Raw genomic sequence first — 17,881 nt, forward strand, 5'->3', positions numbered from 1 at the left:
GCTGGCCGCCGCGCAGGTGTTTTCCCTGGTCATCCACAGGTTCCGTGCATCCCTTCGGGGTTTTCCACAGAACCGCGTTCCATGCCATTGCCGTCAACCTGCGGGCCTAGCCTCGCTGCGGGCGCTACGTTGGCGCCGAGGTCCGACCGAGGAGACGGCAACCATGCGGATCATGCTCACCGTGCTCGGCGAGCAGGGCGACCGTGACGTCGTGATCGACGGCGACGACGACACCACCGTGGCCGGAGTGAGCGAGGCGCTCGCCGATCATCAGCCGCTTGCCCAGGTGGTCCGGCTGCCCCGTGCCCGGGCTCCCTACGGCATGTCATCGGCCGGGCCTCCCAGCCCCGTCGCCCGCGTCCCCTCCCAACGCCGCCGTCCTCCCGACCCAGGACCGTCCGGCCTCGACGGGCCCGCCGGTCCCCCCTTCGGCGACGGGTCCGCCCCGGGCAACGGGTCCGATGGCCGCCACCGTCCCTCCGGGCCCGGGCCGTCCCCTTCGGGCGGCCCGCCGTTCGGCGCTCCCATAGCGTCCGGCGACGGGCCTGCGGGGCGTCGCTCGGGTCGCGACGGCTCCGGGTGGCGGCCGTCCGCCTCCGGCGGCGGTTCCGGGTGGCGGCCGTCCGGCTCCGGCGGCGGTTCCGGGTGGCGGCCGTCCGGCTCCGGCGGCGGCACCGGTCAGGGGCGGTGGGCCGCTTCGGACGATCACGGCGACGCTCAGGGGCTCACCGGCCAGGGCGACGACTGGGCGTCACCAGACCGCGAGCGTCCCGCCGGAGGCCACGGCTCCCCGGCCCCCGGCACGCCCCACCCCGAGGACGGCGTCGCCTGGGACGTCCGCGCCTCCCCGCCCCGCAGCGTGCACGGCACCACCCAGCCGCGTGGCCAGGCCCTCACCCTGTGGCGCAACGGCCGCCCGCTCGACCCGCGCGCCCCCGCCAAGGCGGTGCTGCACGACGGCGACAAGGTCACCCTCGACCCCCTCCTCGCCCGCGCCACGATCGTCGAGGAGCCGGGTGGCGTGGCAGAGGTGCGCGTGGTGGGCGGCCCGGCCGCCGGCGCGGTGCACCGCCTGGGCCTCGGCGTGCACGTCATCGGCTCCGATCCCCTGTGCGCGATCACGGTGGCCGACCCGGCGCTGGCCCCCGAGTCGGTGACGATCCGCGTCACCCCCGACGCCATCACCGCCGAGCGCGCGCCCCGCGCCACTCCCGGCCAGGCGCCGCGCCTCAAGCTCAAGGGCCGCTGGGCCGACGAGGTCGCCGAGCTCACCGCCCGGGTCGCCGAACGCGAGGCGGCCGAGCTCGCCGCCGAATCGTTCGACGACTCCCCCGAGCTGGCCTCCCGTCCGCTCACCGACGCCGTCGAGTGGCCGGAGGACGCGCTGCTGTCGTGCGGCTCGTCGCTGTTCACGCTGACCGCCATCGAGCCCCGCGACGCCCATCTCACCCCCCGGCTCGAAGGCGGCGTGGCCTACAACCGGCCGCCCCGCCTGACCCGTCCCGAGCTCCGCCGTACGTTCAAGCGCCCGAAGGAGCCGTCGCGCACCGAGGGCATGCGCCTGCAGTTGCTGGCCGCGTTCCTCCCGATGGTCATCGGCCTGACGCTGGCCTACGTCCTCAAGCAGTGGTATTTCCTGCTGTTCGCCCTGATGACCCCGGTCATCATGGTCGGCCAGTGGTGGAGCGACCGCCGCCACGGCAAGAAGCAGCACCGCCAGGCGATCAAGGAGTACAAGGAGCGCCTGGACGCCTACGACGAGGCCGTCGAGCGGGCCAGAGCCGAGGACGAGCTGCTGCGCAGGTCCGACGCCCCGGATCCGGCTCAGGTGCTGCTCACCGCCATCGGCCCACGGCGGCGGCTGTGGGAGCGCCGCGTCCACGACGACGACGCGCTCCGGCTCAGGGTCGGCCTCGCCGACCTCCCGGCCAACCTCGACCTCGCCGAGGAGCAGGGCGGCCCGATCGAGCCGCCGATCTGCCGCGCGGTGCCGGTGGCGCTGGCCATGCGGCGGCTCGGCGTCGCCGGGGTCACCGGCCCCCGCGACACGGCCACCGGCCTGGCCGGATGGCTCATCGGCCAGGCCGCCACCCTGCACAGCCCGCGCGACCTGGCCATCGTGATCATCTCCGCGCATGCCGATGGCGAGCGCCGCTGGGGCTGGGCGCGCTGGCTGCCCCACTGCGCGCCGCGCGGCGGCGAGGACTGCGTGGCGCTGATCGGCGCCGACCCCGAGTCCGCCGCCCACCGCGTCAGCGAGCTGGCCGCGCTCATCGACGAACGCCAGAACACCGCCATCCCGGAGCTCGGCAAGATCCCCACCGGCTGGGACGACCTGGGCGGCCCGGAGCCCCCGGCCTTCTCCACCTACGACGTGCGCCCGTACGACGTGCTGGTCGTCCTCGACGGCGCGCAGGCCCTGCGCGGCCTGCCCAGCATGCCGCAGGTCCTGCGCCAGGGCCCCCGGGCGGGCGTCTACACGCTGGCTCTCGACGACGACGAGCGGCTGCTGCCGGAGGAGTGCGCCACGGTCGCCGCGTGCGCTCCGGACGGCCGCGTGCACCTGCGCGGCGGCGGCCTCGACGTGATCGGCCCCGTCCTGGCCGACCGGGTCTCACCCTCCTGGTGCGACCGCCTGGCCAGGGCGCTGGCGCCGATCCGCGACGTGAGCAGGGAAGACGGCGCCGCCCAGCTCCCGCAGTCCGTACGCCTGCTCGACCTGCTCGGCCTGCGCGCCCCCACCGGCCGCGAGGTGAGCAGCCGCTGGCTCGACCAGGGCACCACCCGCGCGCTGATCGGCACCGGCCCCGACGGCCCGTTCGCGATCGACCTCAGCCTCGACGGCCCGCACGGCCTCGTCGCGGGCACCACCGGCGCGGGCAAGTCGGAGCTCCTGCAGTCCCTCATCTGCTCGCTGGCCGTCGCCAACCGCCCCGACCAGCTGACGTTCGTGCTCATCGACTACAAGGGCGGCGCCGCGTTCAAGGAGTGCACCCGGCTGCCCCACACGGTCGGCATGGTCAGCGACCTCGACGGCCACCTCACCCAGCGGGCCCTGGAGTCGCTCGGCGCCGAGATCCGCCGCCGCGAGCGCCTGCTCCTCGCCGCCGGGGCCAAGGACATCGAGGACTACACCGGCCATCCGCTGCCCCGGCTGGTGCTCATCATCGACGAGTTCGCGGCCCTGGTGTCGGAGTTGCCCGACTTCGTCACGGGATTGGTTGACATCGCGCGCAGAGGGCGTTCGCTGGGCATCCACCTGATCCTGGCCACGCAGCGCCCGGCCGGCGTGGTGACGGCCGACATCCAGGCCAACACCTCCCTCCGCATCGCCCTGCGCGTCACGGAGCCCGCGGAGTCGTCCGACGTGATCGACCTGCCCGACGCGGCCCACATCTCCAAGTCCACCCCCGGCCGCTGCTACGTGAAGTCCGGCGCGGGCCCCGCCACGGCCGTCCAGACGGCTCGCGTAGGCGGCCGCGCCCCCGAGCCTCTCCCCGCCCCCTCAACCGGCCCGCACACCGGCGTGCCGGGCCCTCCCTCGCATCCCGGCCTCACCGGCCCCACCTGGGCGCCGCAGCGCACCCCCGCCCGCGTCAGGGTCGTGGACGTCGACTGGCGTTCCCTGGGCCGCGCCCTGCCCGCTCCTCCGCAGCCCACGGAGGAGTCGGCGGTCACGGACCTGTCGATCCTGGCCGACGCCATGATCGAGGCCGCCCGCCTGGCAGGCGTGCCGGAGCAGCCCCGCCCCTGGCTGGAGCCCCTGCCCGCCCAGATCGTCCTCACCCTGCCGACCGCCGGCCCCCACCTGACCCCGGTCCCCGACCTCCCCTCCGCGCAGCCCGACTCCCCCCATGGACCAGGCGGGTCTCCCGCCGCCGCACTCGACGGCCAGGCTGCCGTGCCCGGTGCCGAAGCTGCCCTCCCCACCCCGTCCCCGAACGTGCGTCCGCCGGGCAACGCTCCTGCACGCGGAATGCCGTACGGCACCGCCACCCCGCCGAACGGGACCACGAACGACGGCCCGGCCACGGCGTACCCGGTTGCCGACCCGGCCGGCGGCATCCCGTCCAGCCAGGCCACACCCGGGGGAGCACCCGGCGGGACCCCGTCGAACGGGTCACCCGACGCTCCCCCGGTCACCTTCGTGGAGCCGTACGGGTCCCGCTCGCCGGGCAGCCTGCCGGCCGGTGAGGTCGAGCCGCTGCCCTTCGGCATGACGGACCGTCCCTGGGCACAGGACCGATGCCCGCTCACGCTCGACCTGGCGCACGGCGGCCACCTGCTCATCGCGGGCGCACCGCGCAGCGGCAGATCGACGGCCCTGCGCACCATCGCGGGCGCCATCGCCGCCTACACCCTCCCGTCGGACGTCCACGTCCACGCCGTCGACTGCGGCTCCGGCGCCCTGCTCCCCCTGGTCGCGATGCCACACTGCGGCGCCGTCGTCACCCGTGACCAACTGGATCGGGTCGAACGCCTGCTCACGCGCCTGCGTACGGAAGTGGGCCGCCGCCAGCAGCTCCTCGCCGAGGCGGGTCACGCCTCGCTGGCCGAATACCGGCAAGCCGGACATCGGCTGCCGTGGCTGGTGCTCATGCTGGACCGCTGGGAGGGCTACGTTGCGGCGTTCGAGAACTACGACTACGGCCGCCTCCTCGAGTCCCTCCTCCAGCTTCTCCGCGAGGGCCCGGCGGTGGGCCTGCGCGGCGTGGTCACCGGTGACCGTTCGTCCCTGCTCGGCCAGGTGTCGACGGTCTTCGACGACCGCCTTCTCCTGCGCCTCTCCGATCCCTCCGACTACGGCCTGGCGGGCTTCCCCCTGAAGGGCCTGCCCTCGTCCATGCCTCCGGGCCGAGCCCTGTCCATGGGCGAACACGGCATCGTCGAGCACCAGATCGCCCTCCTCACTCCCGACCCCGCGGGCCCCGCCCAGGTGGCCACCCTCCAGTCCCTCGCCCGCTCCACCCCCATCCCGACCGCCGATTCGGTCATGGGCTCCCCTTTCGGCACCTCGCCCCCGCCCGATCGGTACGCGACCCTCCAGCCCGGCCTCGGCACACCAGCGCACCCCTCAGCCGACCCTGGCCTCGGCACGACGCCGCACCCTGCGGCTCAGAGCGACGCCCCCGCACCCACCCACTCCGCGGACCAGCACGACCCCGACGAGACTTCGGTGCACGGGGGCACTTCCTCATCCGGGCCGTCCTCACCGAGGCGGTCGGAAGGTTCGCGGCGTTCCAGTCCGGCTCACAAGCGCGGCGGGCCGGCGGGGCCGGCAACATGGCATTGGGAAGGCGAGCCGCCTCTGCGGGTGGACGCCCTGCCACTGCGCATCACCGCCGGCCAGGCGCTGGCGCTGGATCCGGCGTTCAGCCCGCCGTCGCCGCTCTGGGCGCTGATGGGAGCAGGCGGTGACGCGCTCGCGCCCCTGGGCCTCGACCTGATGGCGTACGGGCCGGCGGCGGTGATCGCCGGGCCCGCGCGGTCAGGGCGATCGTCAGTCCTGGTGACGGCGGCTCAGTCGCTGATCCGTGCGGGGACGCCGGTGATCGCCGTCGCGCCGAGGCGCAGCCCTCTGCGTGACCTCGACGCCGCCGTGGCCATCCTGGACGGCAACGCCACCGACCTCCAGGAGCTGGTCGCCGATCTGCGTCACTACGTTCTCCTGGTCGACGATGCCGAGCTGATCAACCCGGACAGCCCGCTGGGCACTGCCCTGGAGGATCAGCTCCGGTCCGGCAGGGACGGGGACCACGGTCTCCTCATAGCGGGCACCACCAGTGACCTGACCGTGGCCTATCGCGGTTTCGCCGCCGAAGCTCGCAAGGGGCGGACCGGTCTTCTCCTGTCGGTGCAGAGTCAGGCTGACGGTGACCTGTTCACGATCCGCCTGCCGCGTGGCGTATCGGGCGGCCCGCCGGGGCGCGGGCTTCTCGTCACAACGGGCACCGTCACCCCCATCCAGGCCGCGGTCCCGGACGGGGCGTAGGTTGCGGCGGGTCCCTGCCGTCAGGGCTCCGCTTCGCTGCGGTCGGCTTGGGGCTGAGGCCGCTTGCCGGCCAGCCGCGGCAGCGCGCCCGTTGCCGCCACGTTGGCAGCCGCCCGGTCGGGGCTTACCCCGTTGGCGGCGTGGTGGGGGCTCACCCTGTGGGCCGCGTGGTGGAGGCTCACCCCGTGGGCCGCGTGGTGGAGGCCCACCCCGTGGGCCGCGTGGTGGAGGCCCACCCCGTGGGCCGCGTGGTGGAGGCCCACCCCGTGGGCCGCGTGGTGGAGGCCCACCCCCATGGGCCGCGTGGCGGCGCAGGCCCGTCCACTGACGGGGCGTCGGTCAAGGGGCCGGGGCGCGGCCAGCGCACGGGAAGCTCGGCCAATGGCAGCGTCCCGCCAGAAGGCCACACCCGCTGGCAGGGCGTCCAGTGACAGCGTGTCCGGTGGCGGGCCCGTGACAGGGGGGCAGGGGCAAAGGGCCGTGGCGAAGGACCGCAGCACGGCCCGAGGCGGAGGCCCAAGGCGAAGAACCGCAGCACGGCCCAAGGCGAAGAACCGCAGCACGGCCCGAGGCGGAGGCCCAAGGCGAAGAACCGTAGCAGGGCCCAAGGCGGAGGTCGGGCGGTGGGGAGGTGGGGGGCGGGTTACTGGTCGGGGGGTTGGTGGAGGCGTTGGAAGTTGGTCAGGCTGTCGCGGTAGTAGGCGAGGTCGTCCGCCAGGGCCTCGTACGTGAAGCGTTCGGGGTTGTCCTCGTACGCCGCTCTGCCCATGTCGGTCCAGAACGCCTCCGGCGGGGGCGGAGTGCCGTCGGAGCGGACGAACTTGAGCGCCTCGGCGACGGCGTCGGCGGCGAAGCGCCAGTCGGCGACGACATCGTGGTAGCGCTCGTCGACGGTGGTGTCGGCGGAGTAGAGGAGGCCGCCTTCCAGTGCGCGGTCCGCGTACGTGGCGGCGATGAGGACCCATTGGCCCAGGTCGATCAGCTCGGAGAGGCCCAGACCGAAGGTGGCGTCCTCGAGGCGGGCCTCTTCTTCCGAGACGAAGGGGACGACGACCTCGGCGTCGCCCGCGCGGACGAGCCAGTCGTCGTCCTGCTCGGTGACGGCGCGTTCGGCTCCGGGGCTGGTGATGTCGAGGTAGACGTATGCCTCAACCAGGGAGCGGGCGTAGTCAGGCATGCTGGGCCGCCAGGTCGCGGTAGGTGTCGCGGACGATGAGGAGGCGGTCGAGGTGGAAGCGGCCGGGTTCGGCGGCGCGCATCTCCAGGCCGCGCTCGGACCAGAACGCGTCGTCGGGCACCTCGTCCTGGCCGGGCGGGACGAACTTGATGGCCTCGCCGACGGCGGCGGCCGCGATGGACAGGGCGCGGTGGGCTTCGGCCCGGTCGTCGGCGGGCACGTGGCCGGCCGTGAGGTCGGCGACCCAGAGCCATTCGCCGGCGTCTAGGAGTTCGGAGGGCTCGGCCGCGCCGAACGTCGGATAGCCGTCGGGCGGGATCGGGCGTTCCGGCAGGCCGAAGAGGAACTCGCGGCTCGTGCCGCACTCGCCGCAGTCACCGGCGTAGCGGCTGACCAGCGTGCCGTCGACCGTGGTCAGGCCGCTGTCCCAGGTGGTTTCCGCAGAACCGCACGTCTCGCACGGGTGCAGGTCGAGGTAGAGGTGCGCCTCGTCCCTGGTGCGTGCCACCGCGAATGCCATCGCCGTCCTTTCGTCCCGCGGGTTCCGGGGGCCACGGTCCCGGAGGTCCCGGTCCCGGAGGTCCTGATCCCCGAGGTCCCGATCCCGGAAGTCCCGATCCCGGGGGTCCCGGTCCCGGAAGTCCCGATCCCCGAGGTCCCGGTCCCGGAAGTCTCGGAGATCCCGGGGTCCCATCATGCCGTCGCCACGGGGGTGGGGGCACACTGGCACGGCTCGTCGTCGCGGCAGTCGCATTCCTCCCAGTCGGGGTACCAGCCGGTGACGTTCGTGAGCTTGCGGTAGGGGCGCCACTTCTCGCTGCGGTGGCGTTTGGGCGTGTCCTTCATCAGGGCGATCAGCTCGGCGGAGAGGCTGGGCGGGATCGCGTAGCTGATGTCGGCGCGTGCGGCGAGGGTGAGCAGGGTGTCGATACGGGCTGAGCGCTCGGCGGGGATGGAGGTGCGGACCTGGCGTGCGGCTTCGGCGAGCTGGGCGACGGCCTGGAAGTGGGCGGCCATCCGAGGGTCGCCGGCGGCCCGGGCCGCCGCCCCGGCCGCGATGGCTGCCGCGGCGCGCTCGCTGACGTCCACCGTGGCGTACGGGTCGAGCTCGATGACCAAGGGGTTGCTCGACATGTCCCCGGGGGTCCGGGAGCCGTTCTGGGCGGTTGCGGGGGCTTGGGAGCCGTTCGTACCGACTCCGGGGACCTGGGTGCCGTTCGTGCTGGCTCCGGAGGTCCGGGTGTCGTTCGGGGAGGCTGCGGGGGCCTGGGTGCCGTTCGAGTCGGCTCCGGGGGTTCGGGAGCCGTTCGGGGCGGTTGCAGGGTCCTGGGAGGCGTTCGGGGCGGTTGCAGGGCCCCGGGTGCCGTTCGGGGTGGGGGCGCCGGGGATGTGGGGGGTCGGGGTCGCGGGGCGGATCTGGAGGTCGGTCGGGGGGCGGCCGGGGATCTCCAGGGTGATCCGGCCGTCGCCGTGGTGGCGGGCGCGGGCGCCGGCGATCGCCGCGCCTCGCTCGACCGCGCGGACGACGGCCGTCAGCGGAAGCGTCGCCAGGCTGGCGGGGGCGGGGGCGGACGCGGTGGTGGCGCCCCAGTTGAGGAGGCTCGCTATCCGGCTGCGGGGTTGGGGGGCGCCGGCCCAGGGCGCCGGGGGCGGGGTGTGGCCGCGGCGGGTGAGGTCGGCGGCGACGGCGTCGATCGCCTGGGCGAGGCGGTCTCGGGTCGGCGTGTCGGTGGCGGCGTGCCACTTGCGGGACAGGTGGGCGTGCTCGTTGAGGCGCGGCGTCAGGCAGTGGTCGACGACCGGCTCGCCACTAGAGGAGAGGGCGGCGAGGAAGGAGCGGACGACGCCCTGGGGCCGGCCGGCGGCGCGGGCGGCGCCGTCCTGGGCGAGGTGGGTGATCTCGTGCACCAGGACGGACGACACGACGTCCGGGTGGAGGCGCGGGGCGAGGACCATGACGTGCGCTTCGTCGGCGGTGGTGCCGGCGCGGAGGTGCGTACGGCCGGTCAGGCCCTGGCCGGGGTCGCCGACGGTCACGCGCACGTGGTGGACGGCGCCGGACGGCAGTTCGACCTGGAGCGTGTCGCCGGACCAGGTGAGGCTGCGGACGGCGCCGCCGAAGTCGGTCAGCGACACGTTCTGGGCCTGGATCTCGGTCAGGGAGAGGTCCTCGGTCCCGTCGGGCCGGGCGGCGGCGTCGAGGGGCGTGGCGGGGAGCTCGGGCGAGGTCACAGAGGTGCCGGAGCCGGTGGAGGGCGTGCTGCCGGACGAGGGTGAGGTGGCGGAGCCGCCGCCGGGCGTGCCGGCCGCGGCGGCCGGGTTCTCCGCGGCGGCGGACGCCTCGTAGGGGTAGACGGGCTTGGGCTCGGCGGGGCGTTTGTGTCCGTCGTTCTCCAGGGCCTTGAGCACCTGGTCGGTGAACGTGCCCGGGTCCTGCGAGGTGTCGAAGACGGCGCGCAGGTCGAGGCCGGTGCTCTCGGCGAGGGCGAGCACGTCGGGGGGCAGGGTGGCGAACGCCTCGGCGAACCCGCCGTCGAAGGTCTCGCTGCGTACGGTGCCGTCGGGGTGGGCGTAGTAGCGGCGCGGGACCCCGTTCTCGGTCACGGTGACGACGGCGACGGCGCCGCGGTCGCGCGCTTCCAGGCGGGCGTCGGTGAGCTGCGGGATCAGCCCCTGGCGGGTGCCCGTGGCGCGGAACGTCTCGCGGACGGAGGACGGCGGGGCGACGCGGATGCCCGCTTCCATGCGCGCCCGCATCTCGTTGATCTCCTCGCCGAAGAGGGTCACGAAGATCTCGCCGCCGGTGGCGTGCCGCATGGTGACGGCGTCGCCGATGGGGGTGGGCGGGCCGCCGGGCAGGCGGCGTACGTGCTGGAAGGTGAGGTCGTAGTCGACGCGGAGGCGGACGGTGTAGAGCTCCCCGTTGCGGAACTCGCTGCGTTCGACGCGGCCGCCGCTGCTGTCGGTGACGCTCTCCGCGGACTGCTCGCCCAGGGACGCGCCGAGGCCGATCCCCGCCTCGGGGACGATGCCGCCGTTGGCGCCTCCGCTCATGGGGGCGAAGCGGCCGCGGCCCACGGTCACGCTCATGCTGGTCGCCTCGCGGTCGACCTCGCCCTTCTCGCCCGTGAACGGGCCGCTGTAGACCTGCATGTCGGAGGTGTGCGCCTCGATGGTCACGTCGACGCCCTGGTTGCGGGCGCCCTGCCGGCCCAGGGGCACGACGACCTCGCCGCCGGGCCTGGACATGCGCTCGAACACGCTGATCAGCGCGTCCACGGACAGGCGGCTGGTCAGTTCGCCCATGCGCGCGGCCACGGTGGCGCGGCCGACCATCTTCTCCAGCTGGCCCCTGACGACCTCCAGCAGCGTCGGCTTGCCGGCGTCGGTGAACAGCGACTCCGGGAAGTACCCGAGGGGCAGTTCGGCGCGGCGGGGGTCGATGACCGGCGGGGCCTCCGTCACCGTCGCGTCGGCGGGGCGGATCATGCCGGTGGGGATGCGGCGCACCACGACCGCCTTGTACGTGCGCTCCACCTTGCGGGTCTTGCGGCTGACGGCGCCGCTCGCCTTCTGGGCGACCGAGCGGGCCTTGCCGCCGGGCAGCGGTCTGCGTTCGATCTCGACGACGAGGTCCATCTCCTGCCGCACCCGGTCGAGGCCGCGGAACAGGGAGATGCGCTGGAGCCGCACGGTCTGCCGGCCGCGCGTCCCGCCGAAGGATCGCGTGAGGTCGGTCGAGACGCTGACGCCGCCGGCGTCGGTCTCCTCCTTGCCGCTGACGTCGGCGCCGAAGGCGTGGGAGCCGTTGAACCCTTCGGACTCGGTGACGTCGGTGTAGCGGTAGTACTGCTTGATGGCGCCGGCGGCGTCGGTGTGGCCGATCAGCTCGGCGCGGTCGGCGCCGTGCTTGGGCACCATCCGCACCCTGACCGTGACCTCCTCGGCGACCCCGCTGGCCAGGTCGCCGAGCGCGTTGTAGGTCTTGCTGTAGCCGTTCCGGCTCCACATGTCGTTGACGCGGATCTCGGTGCGGGTGCGGGCGAAGTCGACCGCCACTTCCCTGCGCAGGGTGGGGGCGGCCTTCAGCACCTCGGGCGCGACCTCTTCGAGCATGTTGAGGACTTCGTCGCGGAGCTGTACGCGTTTGCCGCTCTTGTCCTCGGCGGTGAGGGACTCCATGAGGCTGAGTCCCATCCCGTTCTGGTACGGCCGGGCCAGCACGACTTCGCGGCTCTGCTGGATGAGCTCCCTGGCTCGCGACAGCATGCGGGCGAGCTGCTTGTGCATGGGCATGCGCCGCTCACGCTGCGGCGTGCTCTGGTTCTGCGCGGACTGGCTCCCGCTGGGCCCGCTCTGCGCCGTCTGCCCCTTGCCCTTGCGCCGCTGCTTGGCCGGCTGCTGCGGTTCGACGACTTTCCTGAGCGCCGTGAGGAGGGCGTGTGAGGTGTGCTGTTCGGCCAGGCCGAGGTCCTCCCCGGCGGCGCGGGCGTCGGCCAGGGCCTTGGTGTAGCGCGTGAGGAGCGCGGTGGCGAGGGTCCGGTCCAGGGTGAGGCTGCCGTTGATGAACCGCTCGACCGCGTCGGCCACGAGGTGCAGCGGCAGGTCGAGGTCGTCGTCGGAGTACAGGAGCAGGGCGTCGTACTCGGGGATCGTCAGCAGGGCGGCGCCGCGGCTGTGGGCCGGGCGGGTGACTCCGAGCGCGACCCCGTCGGGGACGGTCTCGTTGCCGGTGTACGTGAAGTCGACGTCGGCGCGGATGACGTAGTGCCGGCCGGTCTCGATCGTGAGTTCCTCGGTGCCCCAGATGTCGAGCTGCGAGATCGAGGTGGACGTCGACTTGGAGACGGAGGGGAGCGACAGCTTGCCGCCGTCGTTGGTGGTGCCGCCGTCGTCGTGGTCGGTCCCGCTCGCGGACAGGCTCGTGTTCCGGCTCACGGATCCGCCGTAGCTGACGCCCGCGCTGCCCATGCCGAACTTGATGTCGCCGCTGACGTGGTCGACGACGCCGACCACCTCGGCGTCGCCGTACTCGCCCTTCACGGACAGGGAGGAGCGGGTGGTGATGCCGCGGGTGCGGATGCCGGTCTCGCTGCCGTACGCGTCGGCCTCCCACTCGCGGTGCCCGGCGAGGTTGCGCATGTTGACCAGGCCCGCGAAGTGGTGGAAGGCGGGCGAGTCGCTGCGCATGGCCCTCGGCAGCGCCTCCCGGGCGGCGGCCAGCGCGTTGCCGGGGTCGAGGTGCAGCATCTTGGTCCGCGCCAGCACCTTGGCGGACAGCTTGCCCACCGGCGCCGTCTTCGCGTTCTTCGCGGGCATGAGGTCGGCGGCGATGACGAGCTTGGCCTCGCCCTTGCGGGAGGAGATCTGCTCGCGCTTGCCGTTGTGCTCCAGCTCGACGATCACGCGGTGCCGCATGGTGTACACGCCGACGATGTCGCCGCTCTCGCCCAGCGTCACGATGTTCTGCGTGCCGCCGTGGCTGGAGCCGACGTTCCGGTTGTATCCACGGCTGTAGCTGCCGTTGACCTCGTGGCCGAAGCCGTTCTGGCCCTCCCCGGGCGCGTCGCTCTCGGCGAGCCCGACCTTGCCGGGGTACGTCCTGGACCGGTTGAAGCCGCGCCCGGAGGTGTCGGAGCCGATGTCGAGGTAGACCACCGCCTCCGCGTCGGTGTAGCCGATGTAGGTGAAGTCGTTGAAGTCCTGCTTGAGCTGGATGTGGACGGTGTAGTGCTCGGAGGTGCGGTTGGGGCGGTGCCGTACCAGGTCGAAGTGCAGGCCGTCCTGCGCCGCCTGGTCGTAGCCGGCCTGCATGCGCCGGGCCGACAGCTGGGTGAGGACCTCGCGCAGGTTGTGGATCTGGCTCGCGAGCTCCAGCTCGTTGTCCGAGAACACGAACTCGCCGTTCACGATCTTCGGCACCACGCCGCGCTCGCCGAGGTCGCTCAGGACGTCCTGGGCGACCTCGTCCATCCCGAGGACCTCCTGGACGAGGGCCGGACCGGCGCCGCGGAGCTGGCCGGGCTGGTCGCCCATCGTGGGGGGCAGCCCGGCCGTGCGGCCTTCGGGCACCTCGGGGATGGGGTCGCCGCGCAGCACCGGGATGCCGTCGACCCCGATCACCACCTTGCCGTCCTTGCGGAGGAGCGCGCCCTCGTCGACGGGCAGGCCGAACCGGTAGGCGGCCGACTCCTGCATGGCGACCAGCGCGGTGCTGTCGACGTCCGGGAGGGTGACGGGGGCCTGGCCGGGGCGCTCGACGGTGATCGAGTGGACCAGCATGAGCTTGTACGACTGCCGCGGGCCCTTCTTGCGGTGCACGCTCGGGTGGATGGCCTGCTGGTTGGCGGTAGACGAGTGGGAGTGCGAGGCCGATCTTCCGGTTTCGGCCTTGGGGTTGATGGAAGGCTCGAACTCGCCCAGGGGCCCCAGGACGTCCAGGTCCTCAAGCCGGTGGATCTTGAGCTTGGCGGAGGCGCTGAGGCCGGTGGAGCCGCCCGCCGAAGCCCCGCCGGGGACGTTGGCGAAGTCGATGAGCACCTCCTCCTCCCACTCGTCCGAGCTGGGCTGGCCCACCAGCGGGCTGTCGGGGACCTGGACGATCCTGGTGTCGACCCTGATGCGCACGTCGGTGCGTCCCCCGACGGTGAGGGGCCGGCTGAACCCGCCGTTGACCGCCTCGCGCAGCGCCATCGGCAGCTCGTCGACGAGGGTCGTGCGCAGGTTGTGGTGCGCGATGGAGCCGACCGTGGCGTAGTCGCCGCCGAGGTGGTCGGCGACCATGTCGAGGGCGCCTTCGAGACCGGTCATGCCGGTGACGGTGACGTTCGGGAGCTCGGGGTCGCGCTTGTCGGGGTCGATCCTGGTGACGTTCCGGGGCGGCGGCTCGACGTGCGGGTGCGTGAACCACACCCGCTGGCCGGCGGCGTCGGCGGAAGCGCCGGAGCTCACGGTGACGCGGCCCTCCCAGGTGCGCGAGCCGGGCACGCGGATCTCCGCCGTCCAGGTGGCCGTGCCCTCGTACAGCATCGACTCGCTGCGGTTGTCGACGACGGAGCCCGACTGGAAGGCGGGGCCGGCGCCGCCGGTGACGCTCGCGCTGCGGCCGGCGCTGACGCCGAATCCCGCACCCAGGAACTGGTTGGCCGTCTGCAGGAACGAGTCCTCGGGCAGCATCGGCGTCAGGATGCCGGTGTCGAAGTTCGGCGCCAGGCCGCCGCTGTTGGCCGCGGTGCCGTTGATCGTCCGGCCGCCCAGGACGAACATGCCGACCATGATCTCCGAGGCGATCACGGACGGCTCGAACACCTCGACGAGGTCGCTGAGCGTGAGCTTGAGCCGCACCTCGGCCGCGTCCTTGCCGACACCGGGCCGCAGCACGAGGCCGTCCTCGCTCAGCACCTTGTGGAAGTTCTGCCGGATCGCGGTCTCGAGCTCGTTGGTGGAGTAGCGGTGGCTGACGCCCTTGCCCTCCAGCAGCTCGTTGACCGCCTCGGTGAGCTTGGTCAGGTGAGCGATCCGGGACGTGGGCATCGCGGTGGTCCGGCTGGCGGCGGCCGGCTGGGTGGCGGCGCGGGCGACCAGGTAGGCCCGGTGGGCCTGCCTGGCCTTCGCCAGGTTCTCCTGGCTGGGGTCCACCCGCAGCGTACGGTACGCGCGCTCGGCCGCCTGGGCGGCGGTCAGCGTCCTCTCGTAACGCTCGGCCATCCGCAGGTGCCTGGCCTCCTTGGCCCGGTGGCTCTGCGCCTCGGCCAGGGCCTTGCGCACGCGCACCTGCTTGCCCTGGTCGCGCTGCTTGCGGGCCTTCTTCGCCGCCTCGGCGGACTCCTTGGCCTTGTTCCGCGCCTCCTGGGCGGTCTTCTTCTTGGACGCGACCTGCTGCGTCAGGTTGTCCTCCGCCTGGTGGAAGAAGTCGACCAGGCGGCGGATCTCCAGGAGGTCGGGGGTGCCGTCGGGGACGCCGGGCACACGCGGCGGCTGCTCGGCCGGGGTGGGCGTGAAGGGCAGCGGGGGCGCGGCGTGGCCGCGCGTGGCCAGGTCGGCCATCACCCCGTCGATGTCGGCGACGAGCCTCCGCTGCTCTCGGGGGTTGGTGGCCTGCTGCCACTGCTCGACGAGGTAGCCGAGCTCGTTCATCCGGGCGGCCACGCACAGGTCCTGCGTCTCGCGCATCCTGCCGCGTGTCAGCATCCGGCGCACCACGCCCTGCTTCTCCGGGGCATGCAGGTGGTGCAGGGTGTCGGTGATCTCGTGCAGCATGGTGCGCGCCACCTGGTCGGCGGCCATGCCGCGGGCGAGGTGGACGACGTGCGCCTCGGCGCTGCTGGTTCCGGCGTTGACCTCGGTGCGGCCCATGAGGGACGAGTCGAGGCGGCCGATCACCGGGCGGAAGTGGTGGATGCCCTGGCGGGTGCGCACGAGCAGCGTGGAGCCGTCGGCGGACCAGCTCCAGCCCGTGACGCCCTCGGTGCGGAAATGGTGGGGGCGCAGCGCGTCCACGCCCGCCTTCACCTCGGCGTCGGTCAGCGTGGTGCCGTCCGTGCGGCCGTCCGGGACGAAGCGGGTGCCGGGCAGGGCGCGCGAGGTGACGGTGCCGGGCTTGCTCCGGGTGGGGCGTGCCGCCTGGGGTCCGTCCTCGTTCGTCCGGGCTTGCGGGGCGGTGTCGATGCTGGGCCTGCTCGCGGCCTGGACCAGGAGCAGGGTCGCGTCCATGCGCAGGCGGGCCTGGTCGACGCCCTGCGCGGCGCGCTCCTCCAGGATGGTCCGCACGGCGTTCACCGTGGAGGCGGGGATCACCAGCTCGCCGTTGTCCCTGCTGAGGACCAGGTCGCCGCCTCGGGTGGCGAGCATGGTGGGGAAGCTCGTCTCGGCCGCGTCGAGTAGGGCGGTGTGCGCGCCGGTGACGTGCGCGGGCGCGTTGGCGGGGGCCGGGATCGCGTCCTTGACCGGCACCCGCTCCTCGGCGGCGGGCGCGGCCTCGGGGGTGGAGGCGGCCTCGGGGGTGGAGGCAGCCTCGGGGGCGGAGGCAGCCTCGGGGGCGGAGGCAGCCTCGGGGGCGGAGGCGGGGTCCGGGGCGGGGGCCTCGTCGGGGGTGGGCGCCGCGTCGGGAGCGGGGGCCTCGTCAGGGGCGGGGGTCGTGTCGTCGGTGGACGCCGGAGCCGCTGTGGAGGTGGTCGAGGTGGTGGAGGCCGGGGTCGCGGTGGGCGCCGGGGCCGTGTTCGCGGCGGGCTCCTGCTGCCGCTCCTCCTCCCGGTCCTCGTCGGGGGCGGGCTGCGAGGAGCGGGTACGGGAGTCGGCGTCGGGCGTGGCGGGCCCGCGGCGGCCCGCCACGTTGTCGTCCTGCGAGCGGTTGGTCCGCGTGTCGGTGTCGGAGCCGGAGGAGCGGGCGCCGTCCGCGGCGGACGACCCGGCCGGGGCGCCGCCCCGCGTGGTGGTGGAGTTCGGCGCCGAGGGCGCGGGCCCGGCCGGGGCGGGGCCGGCGGGGCCGTTGGCGGGACCGTTGGACGACGTGGTGTTGCTGCCGGGGTCGCCCCCGGGCGGGGTGCCGCCGGAGCGGGCCGCGTCGGAGCGGGCGGCGGCGTCCTGCGCGGAGGCCAGGGCGCTGGTCGGGTGGGTCAGGGCGGACAGGACGTCCGGGTTGAACGGGCTGATGGTGCCGGTGCGGCCGACGCCGCCGAGGAACCCGCCCACCATCGCCTCGGCGGTGAACGGGTTCTCCATCCGCCCGTAGACGGCGGCGTTGGCGACGAAGCTGCCGAGCGGCGAGGCGATCATGTTGTTGAGGCCGGTGTTGAGCGCCCTCCCGGCGAAGCCGCCCACGCGCCGGGTGACGCGGGAGAGGGGCCCGGCGACCTTCGTGCCGATCCACGCGCCGGCTCCGGCGCCGATCAGCGAGGCCTTGAACCGCGCCCAGTCGAAGAACTTGCGGGTGCCCTTGTCGATCTGGATCCGCTGGGTGAGCCAGTCGATGAAGCCCTCTTCGCCCATCTCCTCGGTGAGCTCGCGGCCGAGGGGGCTGGCCAGCAGCCGGGCGAGCACGATCTTGCCGGTGGCCCCGCTGAGCGTCGTGACCCGGCCGAGCTGTCCGGCGGCGGCCTTGCGCCCGCCGACGGCGGCCAGGCGGGCCAGGATGCGGCTGACGGCCGCGCGGCAGGCCGCCGAGTACGGCCCGATCAGCCGGGCGCCGGACCCTGCGGTGAAGAACGAGACGTAGACCGCGATGGCGATGGCGACGACCGTGATCCAGAAGGCGACGTTGATCGAGATCTTGGAGTACTGGGTCTCGACGGCGAAGTCGCTCGCGTGTGAGGCGTGGCCGCAGCAGTTCTTGTGCACGCCGGCCAGCCCGGCGCTCTCGCCGTACAGGAACTTGGCCCGGTTGACGAACTCGGCGGTCGGCGGCGCGTACATGCCGTCGACGATGGTGCGCGCGGCGGTGCCGGCGGCGACGGCGTGCTTGTCGGTGCCCTCGGCCAGCTTCTCGTACGCGACGGCCAGCGCCGACATGCCCTTCTCGCTGGCCCTCGGCCACATCTGGCCGGCCGACAGCATGGGCAGCAGGAAGTAGTTCAGCCAGTCGGGGAAGACCTCGGTCTCCCACACGGGCTCGGTGTCCCGGTCGATCCGCACCGCGATGTGCTGGGCGGGCAGGCCGCTGGGCCCCTGGACGTGGACATTGCCACCAGTCGTCACGGATGTTCCCGTTCAGTCCG

At 73.7% G+C, this 17,881-nt stretch carries 4 protein-coding genes; 1 reads left to right on the forward strand and 3 read right to left on the reverse strand.

What is annotated here, in order from left to right; genetic code table 11:
* Window positions 1-163: 163 nt before the first annotated feature.
* Entirely contained in the window at window positions 164-5,992 is a 5,829-nt protein-coding gene (locus ACWDXC_RS03535; RefSeq protein ID WP_449977604.1) for an FtsK/SpoIIIE domain-containing protein, read from the forward strand.
* A gap of 643 nt (window positions 5,993-6,635) precedes the next feature.
* Here the strand turns inward: ACWDXC_RS03535 and ACWDXC_RS03540 are convergent.
* From ACWDXC_RS03540 to ACWDXC_RS03550, 3 genes are all read right to left on the reverse strand, one after another.
* Window positions 6,636-7,169, reverse strand: a complete 534-nt coding sequence (locus ACWDXC_RS03540) for a hypothetical protein (RefSeq protein ID WP_449977607.1) — start codon at window positions 7,167-7,169, stop codon at window positions 6,636-6,638.
* Window positions 7,162-7,689: a hypothetical protein gene (locus tag ACWDXC_RS03545; protein WP_219499835.1), complete on the reverse strand. Its 528-nt coding sequence runs from the start codon at window positions 7,687-7,689 to the stop codon at window positions 7,162-7,164. The genes ACWDXC_RS03540 and ACWDXC_RS03545 overlap by 8 nt, the downstream gene beginning before the upstream one ends.
* Window positions 7,690-7,862: 173 nt before the next feature.
* A complete protein-coding gene (locus tag ACWDXC_RS03550) occupies window positions 7,863-17,861 on the reverse strand; it encodes a WXG100-like domain-containing protein (RefSeq protein WP_449977610.1) in 9,999 nt (3,332 codons plus the stop codon).
* Between the last annotated feature and the right edge of the window lie 20 nt (window positions 17,862-17,881).

It is taken from the genome of Nonomuraea sp. NPDC003214 (assembly GCF_053590035.1).